Origin of the sequence: Clostridium sartagoforme AAU1, assembly GCF_000401215.1 — a bacterium.
Classification (GTDB): domain Bacteria; phylum Bacillota; class Clostridia; order Clostridiales; family Clostridiaceae; genus Clostridium; species Clostridium sartagoforme.
Window position 1 is genome coordinate 1 of sequence record NZ_ASRV01000053.1, and the last position, 12,027, is coordinate 12,027.

Genomic DNA, 12,027 nt, shown 5'->3' on the forward strand with positions numbered 1-12,027 from the left:
ATTTTAATAAAAAAAAGAAAAGTTTTTTATTAAATAAGTTTTTATAATTTTTTAAAGAATAAAAAACAGAGATTAACTCTGTTTTTATTCTTTCTTATAGCATCATAATTCTTTTTATAGTTTCTCTATCAACTGAATATGTTAATGCAGTCTCTCCACTTATTATTCTTCTTTTATATAATTCTGCCAATGCCATATCCATAGTCTTCATACCATACTTCCCACCAGTTTGAATAGCTGATTCTATTTGATGTGTTTTACCTTCTCTAATTAGATTTTGTATTCCTGGAGTTGTGGTCATTATTTCTAAGGCTGCAACTCTACCGTTGTTATCTTCATTAGGTACTAATTGTTGTGATATAACACCTTGTAATACAGCTGCTAATTGTATTCTTATTTGTTGCTGTTGATGTGGTGGAAAAACATCTATTACTCTATCTATGGTTTTAGCAGCTCCTATTGTATGTAGTGTGGAGAATACTAAATGACCAGTTTCTGCCGCAGTTATCGCAATAGAAATAGTTTCAAGGTCTCTCATCTCCCCTACAAGTATAACATCCGGATCTTCTCTTAAAATAGCTTTTAGTGCACTTTGATAGCTATTGCTATCCTTTCCTATTTCTCTTTGATTGATTATACAATTATTATGCTTATGAAGATACTCTATAGGATCCTCTAATGTTATAATATGCGCTTCTCTTGTATTATTAATTTCATTTATCATTGCAGCTAACGTTGTGCTTTTCCCACTTCCAGTAGGTCCAGTAACTAGTACTAATCCTCTTTGCTTTTGGATTATATCCTTTATTACTTTAGGATGTTTTAATTCGTCTAAAGTAGGTATTTTTAATGCAATTACTCTTATTGCAATAGCATCACTATTTCTTTGCTTGAATACATTAACTCTAAATCTTCCTGTTCCTGATATAGAATAAGATGTATCCATTTCGCCTGTTTTATTATATAATTCAAAATTATCTCCTAATATTTCTTTTGCGAAATCTCTTAATGCATTTGGCATTAATTTTTCTGTTCCTAATTTTATTAATTTTCCATTAACCCTTATCGTTGGCGCTAATCCAACTGTTAAATGTAAATCCGATGCGCCTTTCTCTATTGTCTCATTTAATAAATCATTCAATACATACATTACTCTATATCCTCCATGTTGCTAAACTGTATACATTTTAACATATTCGATAAAACTTTTCATATTCCTTCTTTATATTGCATAATATTTCAACATGAAGCATATTTATATATTTTTTATTTGGATGATAGCTCTTTTTTTAATTTTTTTAAAGCTTTTTTCTCTATCCTTGAAACATACGATCTTGAAATTCCAAGTAATGCAGCTATTTCTCTTTGAGTCCTACATCTTCCATCTATAAGACCATATCTCATCTTCAATATTTCACCTTCTCTTTCACTTAATGAAACACCTATCTTATTATATAGTTGTTTTATTTGAAGATTACTTTCAACTTTTTCTAAAACAGAATCTTTTTCGCTACTTAAAACATCTATTAAACATATTTCATTTCCTTCCTTATCCATTCCAATTGGATCTTGTAAATAAACTTCATTTTTTTGTTTTTTATTGTTTCTAAAAAGCATTAATATTTCATTTTCTATACATCTTGATGCATAAGTAGCTAATCTAGTTCCCTTTGATGAGTCAAAAGAATCTATTGCTTTTATAAGTCCAACTGTTCCTATTGATATTAATTCATCTATATCTTTATTTGGAAAATTGTACTTTTTAACTATATGTGCTACTAATCTAAGATTTCTTTCTATTAAAATACTTTTTGCCTCTTTGTCTCCATTTTTTAAAAGTTTTAAATATTGCTCTTCTTCTTCTTCATCAAGTGGTTTTGGAAATGTATTATTGCCTGTTATGTATCCAGTTAAAAACACAGAATTACATAACAGCTCTATAATATTAGATAAAAAAACACAGAACTTCCTCCTAGTAGTGCTTATTATATAATATGAAGAAATTCAAAAATATTGCTTGTGTTTTTTAAAATAAAGTTGGAATATTTTTATTAATATAACTAAAACTGTTTTATTTATATAACTTGATTTATCTATTATATTAAAAAGTGTTATAAATTATATAATCTATAACACTTTTATCTTCATAATCAATTTCACATTTATAGCATTCTATTTAACTAATTCAGTAACTATTTCTCTAAAGATAGGGGCTCCAGTATTTCCTCCACCAAGTTCTCTTCCATCAGGGTGCTTTTCCCCTATATTAGGTGCGATAACAACTATAGTATATTTCTTACCATCTTTTTCAAAATATCCTGCAAACCATCCATGATTCGTACCTCCATTACCTGTTGAAGTACCTGTTTTCCCACCAATATTAACGCCTTCTACCTTTGCTTCAAATCCAGAACCTTCCCATATTACTTTGGACATTGTCTCTTGAGCTATTTTAGCTGAAGTTTGACTAAATACTCTTATTTGTTCTTGAGAGAATTCTTTTACTATATTATCTTTATTATCTATTATAGCTTCAACTATTGAAGGTTTTACATAAATTCCATCATTAACCACTGTATTATATAATCCTGCCATTTGTACAGGAGTAACCATTATTGTTTGACCAATAGATATATTATTCATGCTATTTTCTATAGTTGGTTTTACTCCTGGAGCTTCATTTCTATTTTCTCCCTTTATATTTAATACACTTTGAAACATTCCCATTTTTTCTAGGTATTTCATCATTTCTTCATACCCAACTTTTGTTCCTACTTTAGCAAATACATCGTTGCATGATATCTTTAGTGCATCTTCTACAGACAAATATCCATGTGCATATGGCTTTCCATCTTTTTGACATATTTCTCCTGTACAAGCAAAAATATCATCATGGCTTATTAACCCTTTATCTAAAGCTATAGTTTCTGTTATAACTTTAAAAATTGATCCTGGTTCATATCCCAATTGTTCTATTCCTAAATTAACATTTGCTTGAGTTTCATCTTTTTGAACCATAGCTCTTATTTTCCCTGTTTCTGCTTCAGATACTACAACTCCTACATTTTTTAAGAAAGAATAACTTTCTTTTTTAAGTATTTCTCTTATTTTATCTTCCCATTCTTCATTTACTGTTAATTTTATATTATTATTTTCTTCTAAAGTTACTTCTCCATCTCCATATGTAGCCTTATCATCTAAATAAAATTTTGCTTGTGGATAACTATTTTCTTTTAAATAAGCATATAGATTTTCTTCTAAAGAATTTTCTATAACAGTATCTTCATTTATATTAGCTAAAAAATTACTTGTTTTCCAAGCTTCTTTTGTATCAACTTCATCATAAGTATAAGTATATATTCCCTTTATATTTTTTAATTTATTAACCTTATTATAAGTTTCTTCACTTACAGTATAATATATTTTACCATCATCCTTCATTATTTCTGAATAATTAAAATTCTTGTCCTCAGACTTCATTATAAAATTTAAAGCCATTAAATCTTCCAATGTCTCTTCATAATTATTCAGCATAAATGGTTTAGTATCTAATATAACAATATATTTTTATTATAATCCATCATATCTTTTCCGTTAGTATCAAAGATTCTATACTTCATCTGAGATAAATTTTCAGATTGATAATTATTCATTTCTCCTGAAACTTTTGATGATGGATGTATTTGAAGAATATATAATCTTATTGATAATAAAGAAATAATCAGAAAGTAAATCCCCATTATTATTAACACTCTTTTTAAATCTATCTTATTTCTCCCTCTAATCAAAAAAACACCTCCCTAGCTTAATTCTAGCCTAGGGAGGTGTTTTCTATACACTTTTTTTCTATTTTAATATATCTTTTATTTTAGTTACAAGTATATCTATTGCTACTTTATTTTGTCCACCTTCTGGAACTATAATGTCTGCATATCTCTTTGTTGGCTCTGTAAACTGCATATGCATAGGTCTTACAACATCTAAATATTGACTAATAACTGAATCTACAGTTCTGCCTCTTTCATTTATATCTCTTACTAATCTTCTTAAAATTCTTATATCTGCATCAGTATCAACATAAACTTTTATGTCTAACAATTCTCTAAGTCTTTCATCTTCTAACACCAATATACCTTCAACAATTATAATATCCTTTGGCTCAACTCTAACCGTTTCTTTAGCTCTATTATGATTTGAAAAATCATAAATAGGCTTATCAATAGCTATTCCATTAATTAAATCACTTAAGTGTTTAATTAATAAATCATTATCAAAAGCTCTTGGATGATCATAATTGGTTTTCACTCTTTCTTCCATAGATAAATAACTCTGATCTTTATAATACATATCTTGCTGTATCATTGCAATACATTCATTTGAAAAGCTTGAATAAATAGCATCTGCAATACTGCTTTTTCCCGATCCTGTTCCGCCAGTTATTCCAATTAAAATTGGCTTATTCATTATAGTTCCTCCTTCTTATGTCTACAGCTCTAAAACTTTTTTTCCTTTAATTAACATATCCTTTTCTTTTAAGGGAGTTTCAACCTTAACCTTAAATATCATATGTGCTCTATTTGCAACATCGGTTTTAACTTCCTTTTCTATATCAAACATTTCACTAAGTTTCACATTAAAATTAGGAGTATGAGCTCTTAAAACTTCAACTTTATCATCTTCAAACACTCTATTTTTTTGAAGAATTATTGCTTCCTTAGTGTCAGGATCATAGCTTTGAACTATTCCTACTATATCATAATCTCTTACATAAGAAGACACATCGTAATTTTGTTCTCCAGTTTTCCCCAGGAAAATCCTGTATGATATTGTCTATGACTTATTTTTAATAATATATCCATCCATTCTTGCTTAAACTCATAATTTGCAGGATCTTCAAAATAAGAATCTATAGCTTCTCTATATGCTTTTACAGTAGATGCTACATAAAATTCACTTTTCATTCTACCTTCAATTTTAAGAGAATGAACTCCACTTTTCACAAGTTCAGGTATGTGTTTTATCATACATAAATCCTTTGAATTCATTATATATGTACCATTATCATCTTCTACTACCGGATAATATTCACCTGGTCTAGTTTCTTCTACTAAATAATATTTATATCTACATGCATTTGAGCATATTCCCTTATTTGCATCTCTTCCCAACATATAATTTGAAATAAGACATCTTCCTGAATATGCTATACACATTGAACCATGTATAAATACTTCTAATTCACAGCCTTCTGGAATATTTTCTTTTATACCATTGATTTCGTTAAATGTTAACTCTCTAGCTAAAACAACTCTTTTAACACCTTGCTCATACCAAAATTTAGTTGCCATCCAGTTAACTGTGTTAGCTTGAGTACTTAAATGAATTTCTAACTCTGGTGCCGCTATTTTAGCCGCCATTACTATGGACGGATCCGCAACTATAATTGCATCTACACCTAAATCATATAAACCTTTAATATATTCTTCTACACCTTTTAAATCATGATTCCTTGGAAATACATTCATAGTTACATATAACTTTTTTCCTCTTTCATGGCAGTACTTTATACCTTCAGCCATTTCTTCATTAGTGAAGTTGTCTGAAAATGCTCTTAGGTTAAGTCTTCCTCCACCTATATATACAGCATCTGCTCCAAAGTCTATTGCTATTTTTAATTTCTCTAGGCTACCTGCTGGTGCTAAAATCTCTGGTTTATTCATAAATTTACCTCCTTTTAGTCACTGCAATTCCATCCCCCATTGGTATTACAGAAGTAATTAAGTTTTCATCCTTAGATACTAACTCTAAATATTCTCTCATTCTTTTTACTATTGTTATCTTTCTTCTTTTCACTAATTCATCGCATGCAACCATACCCCTGAATAAAACATTATCCGCTACTATGATTCCATCATCCTTTAATAATCTTAAACAATGTGGTAAAAAATGATTATAATGACCTTTTCCTGCATCCATAAATATTAAATCATAAGATTCTATTAAATTTTCCAAAACTTCTAAACAATCCCCTTCTTTAATATCTATTTTTTCAGTAAGATTATATCTTTTAAAATTTTCTCTAGCATATTTTATCATATTTTTATCACGTTCTATAGTAGTAATACTTGGTTTTGTTCCCGAAGCTTCATACATTAAAATTGCTGAATATCCTATAGCTGTTCCTAATTCTAAAATTTTTAATGGTTTTTTCATACTAACTATAAACTCTAAAAATTTTGCAGTTTCTTTCTGAGCTATAGGCACTTTATTTTCTTTTGCAAAATCTTCTAATTCCTTATACTTATCATAAGCTTCTGGTATTAGATTTCTTATATAATCTTCCATGTAATCATGGGTTACTCCACTCATGTAAATCCTCCAAATATAAGTTTATTATTAATACCCAAGTTCCTTTAACTTATCCATAAAGTCAACATCACTATTAGTAAAATAATGAGTTTTATCATCTTGAAGTACGTAAAATAAATAATCTGTTTTTTCTGGTTTCAATGCAGCTTTAATAGATTCTAAGCCTGGATTAGATATAGGTCCTACAGGTAATCCATAGTTTTTATATGTATTATATGGAGAATCTGTTTCTAAATGCTTATCTAATACAGTAGTTACATGTTCTCCTAGTGCATAAATAACAGTAGCATCTATTTGTAGCATCATTCCATCATTTAATCTATTTTCTATAACTGATGAAATTAAAACTCTCTCTTCATCAATTCTCGCTTCTTTTTCTATCATAGACGCTATGCTTACAACGGTTTCTATATCTTCATTGGTAATACTAGTATTGGTCTCACTAAGTGCAATATCAAGTACTTCCTTAAATCTTGAAACCATCTTAGTGATTATTTCTTTTGGTGTTTCTCCAACTTTTATTAAATATGTATCCGGAAATAAGTATCCTTCTAAATTATATTTTTTTTCACTATTTATTCTAGCAAATTGTGGTAATTCATACTCTTTTATGGCATCAATAAAATCCTCTTTACTGCAAATACCTTCTTTTTCTAATTTTTCACTAATATCGTTTATTGTATAACCTTCAGGAACTGTAAATTTTACAGTGTTCAATGAAGATTCACTTGTTAACTTATTTATTAATTCGTTAACAGTTAAATCTTTTTCTAGGACATACTCACCTTGTTTAACTTCTATATTTTTTCTTGAAATCTTAACATATAGTTTTATAAAATGTACGCCTTTAATTTTATTCTCATTTGACAAAGCATTTATTATACTATAAAAGCTGTCTCCATCTTTAACATTTATAACTATGTCCTCTGTTGTGTCTAAAGGTTTATTTATTACTTTCTTAAATGAAACTAAAAAACTTATAACCAATACTAAAATTATTATTATGGGAATCATTTTCGACTTAAATTTTTTCATAAAAACCCCCTGGATATAAAGTAAATAGCCTATTTTAGGCTATTTACCTTATTATAATACTTTTTTTTTAACTTATAAAGATATTTTATTTCATTTATAATTATTACTTTTTACTTCTACTTGTTATTCTTCTTCTTTCAGCTGAATCTAAAACTCTTTTTCTCATTCTTATACTTTCAGGAGTAACTTCAACTAACTCGTCTCCATTTATAAATTCAAGACATTGTTCCAAAGTCATTTGTCTTGGAGGTGTTAGCTTTAAAGAATCATCTGATCCAGATGCTCTAGTATTAGTTAACTTTTTACCCTTGCATACATTTATATCTATATCTTCGGCTCTTGAACTTTCTCCAACTATCATACCTTGATACACAGGTATTCCTGCATTTATAAATAACGTACCTCTTTCTTGTGCATTAAACAATCCGTATGTTATTGCATCTCCATCTTCAAATGAACATATTGATCCTCTACTTCTTCCTGGTATTTCTCCTTTGTATGAATCATATCCATGGAATACATGATTCATTATACCATTACCCTTAGTATCAGTCATAAATTCATTTCTAAATCCTATTAAACCTCTTGCAGGAACTATAAACTCTAATCTTGTATAACCATTTACAGCCGATGTCATATTTACCATCTCAGCTTTTCTTGGTCCTAACTTTTCCATAACAGGTCCCATAAATTCTTCAGGAACATCTATTGTTAAATACTCCATAGGTTCTAATTTCTTACCATTTTCTTCTTTGTATATAACATTTGCCTTAGAAACTTGGAATTCATAGCCTTCTCTTCTCATAGTTTCAATAAGAATTGATAAATGTAGTTCCCCTCTTCCTGAAACTTCAAAACAATCTGAAGAAATTTCATTAACTCTTAAACTAACATTTGTCTCTAACTCTTTTAATAGTCTGTCTCTTAAATGTCTTGAAGTTACAAAATCACCTTCTCTGCCTGCAAAAGGAGAATCATTAACCATAAAGTTCATGCTTAATGTAGGTTCATCTATTTCAACAAATGGCAGTGCTTCCGGTTCTTGTGCATCAGCTACAGTTTCTCCAATATTACAATCTGGAATACCACTTAAAGCTATTATATCACCTAAAGAAGCTTCTTGTGCTTCTTCTCTATTTAATCCATTATATGTAAATATACTTGAAACTCTATAACTTGATGTAGTCCCATCTTTTCTTACTAAAGCAACTTGCTGATTCTTTTTCACAGACCCTCTATGTATTTTTCCTACTGCTATTCTGCCTACATATTCATTTGTATCTAATGTAGTTACAAGCATTTGGAATGGTCCATCTATATATCCCTTTGGAGCTTCAACATTCTCTAATATAGTTTCAAATAAAGGAACCATATCAGTATTAGTATCTTCAACATTATATCTCGCAAAACCTTCTCTTGCTGATGCATAGATTATTGGAAAATCTAATTGATCATCATCTGCACCAAGCTCTAAGAATAATTCAAATACTTCATCAATTACTTCTTCTGGTCTTGCATTTGGTTTGTCTATTTTATTTATAACAACTATAGGTTGTAATCCTAATTCTAATGCCTTCTTTAAAACAAATTTAGTTTGAGGCATTGGACCTTCATAAGAGTCAACTACTAATAAAACAGAGTCAACCATCTTAAGTACACGTTCAACTTCTCCACCAAAATCAGCATGTCCTGGAGTATCTACAACATTAATTTTTATATCATTATACATAATAGCTGTATTTTTTGAAAGAATTGTTATTCCTCTTTCTTTTTCTAAATCATTAGAATCCATAACTCTTTCTTCTACCTTTTCATTGCTTCTAAATACGTGACTTTCTTTTAGTAAAGCATCTACTAGTGTAGTCTTACCATGGTCAACATGGGCTATTATAGCTATATTTCTTATATCATCTCTACTTATTAAATTCATTTAATTTCCTCCAATATTTGATTTTATCTACATGTTTTTATAATGTAAACCTATAACTTATTTTTCCCAAAATAAAATTGGATACACCAGTATCCAATTTTTTTAAGATTTATTTTCAACTATAATACATTCTAAGATTATTATTTCAAAATGTCAACCTTACAGATTATATTTCCATTATTATTGGTAATATCATAGGCTTTCTTTTTGTTTTTTCGTACAGATAACTTCTTAATTCATCTCTTACCTTAGATTTTAAAGTTGCCCAATCAGTTATATTATTTTCTTCGCATTCTCTTAAGGCATTTTTTACTATTTCTTTAGCCTCGTCCATTAATCCTTCTGATTCTCTTACATAAACAAATCCTCTGGATATTATATCCGGTCCTGCTATAACTGAATTATTTTCTTTTGATAAAGTTACTACAACTGTCAATATACCGTCTTGAGATAAATGCTTTCTATCTCTTAAAACTATATTTCCAACATCTCCAACACCTAATCCGTCAACAAAAACTTGCCCTGCTATAACTGAACCATTTTTTCTTATGCTATTTCTATTTACTTCTATAACTCCACCATTTTCAGGAATTATAACATTCTGTTCTGGCATTCCTAAAGATATTGCTAATTCTCCATGTTGTTTTAAATGTCTATATTCACCATGAACTGGAATAAAGAATTTAGGTTTTACTAAACATTGCATAAGCTTTAATTCTTCCTGACAAGCATGACCAGATACGTGAATTTCTGCTAGTGATTTGTATATTACCTCGGCTCCTTTTTGGAACAATTGGTTTATAACCTTAGAAACTAGTTTTTCATTTCCTGGTATTGGCGTTGCTGAAATTATTACAGTATCACCTTCAACAATATTTACCTTTCTATGCTCTGAGCTTGCCATTCTTGCAAGAGCTGACATCGGTTCGCCTTGACTACCTGTAGTTATGATAACAACCTTATCATTTGTATATTTATTAATTTGATCTATACTTACTAAGATATCTTTTTCAAATTCTAAATATCCAAGTTCTGCAGCTACAGCAACTATATTTTCCATACTTCGTCCTGATACTGCAACCTTCCTTCCATGCATACTTGCTGCATCAACTATTTGTTGTATTCTGTGCACATTTGAAGCAAAAGTTGCAACTATTATTCTGCCTTTTGCCTTTGAAAACAACCTTGAAAAACTTTCTCCAACTACTTTTTCTGACATAGTATAGCCTGGTTTTTCAACATTAGTTGAATCTGCCATCATAGCCAATACCCCTCTTTTACCTATCTCTGCAAATCTTGCGAAATCCATAGGTTCTCCATCTATTGGAGTATAGTCTATTTTAAAATCTCCTGTATGAAGTACTACTCCTAATGGTGTGTGTATTGCTATTGCAACTGAATCAGCAATAGAGTGGTTTGTTTTAATAAACTCTACTGATACTGAGTTTAATTTAATTACGTCTCTTGGTTTAACTCTTATTAGTTCTGTTGAACTTAACAATCCGTGCTCCTTTAGCTTAGTTTCAACAATTCCAAGAGTCAGCTTCGTTCCATATACAGGTACATCTAATTGTTTCAAAACATAAGGTAATGCACCTATATGGTCCTCGTGTCCATGAGTTAAAAATATTCCTCTTATCTTATCTTTGTTTTTTAATAAATAACTAATATCTGGTATTACTAAATCTATACCGAACATATCTTCTTCTGGGAATTTTAAGCCACAATCTATAACTACTATATCATTTTTATACTCTATTGCAGTTATATTTTTACCGATTTCATTTATCCCACCTAAAGGAATAATTTTAACTTTTGCTTTCTCATTTTTCAATATGTCTCCTCCTTCTTCCTAAAATATGTATTACAAAGGTTGTCATCTCCTGAGAGAGGAGTTCCCTTATTTATCTATTTGTTATCTGATTTATTTTGACATTTTCGACAAAGACCAAAAAATTTAACACTATGATCTAAAATTTTAAACCCATATGATCTTTCTACTTCTTCTTCAAGTTCATCTAATAAATCATCTTGAACTTCAATAACATCTTTACATTCATTACAAACTAAATGATGATGTCTATGCCCTTCATCTTTACGTACCATTTCATATCTACTACATCCATCATTTAAATCTAGTTTACATATAACTCCTAGTTCTTCTAATAAAATTATAGTTCTATAAACAGTAGCTAACCCTATTTCTGGGCAATTCTTTTTAACCTCATCATAAATCTCTTCTGCAGTTAAGTGTTCTCCTTCTTTTTCTATAATTGAGTCAACTATAGCTCTTCTTTGAGGCGTTAATTTATACCCTTTTTGTTTTAATTCTTCTTTTAGAACATTAAAATCTATACTATTTGATTGTTCCACAGACAACACCTCTTTCTTTTTTTAGTTAGATTTTATTCTTCATCAGCAAAAATAGTATCATAAGCTTCTTGTACTGCTGCTAATTCTACTTCATCATCTATAGGTATTAATAGATCATCTCCATCTTCATCTACTCCTACCTTTAACGCAAATATATCATCTTCAGTATATTCATCATCATATACTATTACATATTCGCTCTTCTCTTCTGTATCTGGGTTTACCATATCAAAAAATGCAACAACATTTAGTTTTACTAAATTACCATCTTCATCATACAGCTCTATTTGTTTTAAATCTTTATCCATTAAAATATCTCC

The 12,027-nt window shown here is 29.3% G+C and carries 9 protein-coding genes and 2 pseudogenes; all 11 read right to left on the bottom strand.

Annotated features, from left to right (window positions below; genetic code table 11):
• Positions 1-94: 94 nt before the first annotated feature.
• The 11 genes and pseudogenes from A500_RS04755 to A500_RS04805 all read right to left on the bottom strand — a co-directional run bounded on the left by A500_RS04755 (position 95) and on the right by A500_RS04805 (position 12,015).
• Complete coding sequence (locus A500_RS04755) at positions 95-1,150, bottom strand: type IV pilus twitching motility protein PilT (protein ID WP_016206450.1); 1,056 nt, start codon at positions 1,148-1,150, stop codon at positions 95-97.
• A 116-nt stretch (positions 1,151-1,266) separates the two neighbouring features.
• Entirely contained in the window at positions 1,267-1,986 is a 720-nt protein-coding gene (gene sigK, locus A500_RS04760) for an RNA polymerase sporulation sigma factor SigK (protein WP_040436538.1), read from the bottom strand.
• 186 nt (positions 1,987-2,172) lie between these two features.
• Positions 2,173-3,740, bottom strand: a pseudogene (locus A500_RS04765) (penicillin-binding transpeptidase domain-containing protein).
• A gap of 106 nt (positions 3,741-3,846) precedes the next feature.
• Positions 3,847-4,464, bottom strand: a complete 618-nt coding sequence (gene udk / locus A500_RS04770) for a uridine kinase (RefSeq protein ID WP_016206452.1) — start codon at positions 4,462-4,464, stop codon at positions 3,847-3,849.
• A 21-nt stretch (positions 4,465-4,485) separates the two neighbouring features.
• Positions 4,486-5,720: pseudogene (locus A500_RS04775) on the bottom strand (peptidase U32 family protein).
• Between the two features lie 4 nt (positions 5,721-5,724).
• A complete protein-coding gene (locus A500_RS04780) occupies positions 5,725-6,369 on the bottom strand; it encodes an O-methyltransferase (protein ID WP_016206453.1) in 645 nt (214 codons plus the stop codon).
• A gap of 27 nt (positions 6,370-6,396) precedes the next feature.
• Entirely contained in the window at positions 6,397-7,404 is a 1,008-nt protein-coding gene (mltG, locus tag A500_RS04785; protein ID WP_016206454.1) for an endolytic transglycosylase MltG, read from the bottom strand.
• Between the two features lie 103 nt (positions 7,405-7,507).
• Positions 7,508-9,334 carry a translational GTPase TypA gene (gene typA, locus A500_RS04790; protein WP_016206455.1) on the bottom strand — a complete coding sequence of 609 codons (1,827 nt, stop codon included), beginning with the start codon at positions 9,332-9,334 and terminating at the stop codon, positions 7,508-7,510.
• A gap of 166 nt (positions 9,335-9,500) precedes the next feature.
• Complete coding sequence (locus A500_RS04795; protein ID WP_016206456.1) at positions 9,501-11,168, bottom strand: ribonuclease J; 1,668 nt, start codon at positions 11,166-11,168, stop codon at positions 9,501-9,503.
• Positions 11,169-11,242: 74 nt separating this feature from the next.
• Complete coding sequence (locus tag A500_RS04800) at positions 11,243-11,707, bottom strand: Fur family transcriptional regulator (protein WP_016206457.1); 465 nt, start codon at positions 11,705-11,707, stop codon at positions 11,243-11,245.
• A 32-nt stretch (positions 11,708-11,739) separates the two neighbouring features.
• Positions 11,740-12,015: a DUF1292 domain-containing protein gene (locus A500_RS04805; protein ID WP_016206458.1), complete on the bottom strand. Its 276-nt coding sequence runs from the start codon at positions 12,013-12,015 to the stop codon at positions 11,740-11,742.
• Positions 12,016-12,027 lie beyond the last annotated feature (12 nt).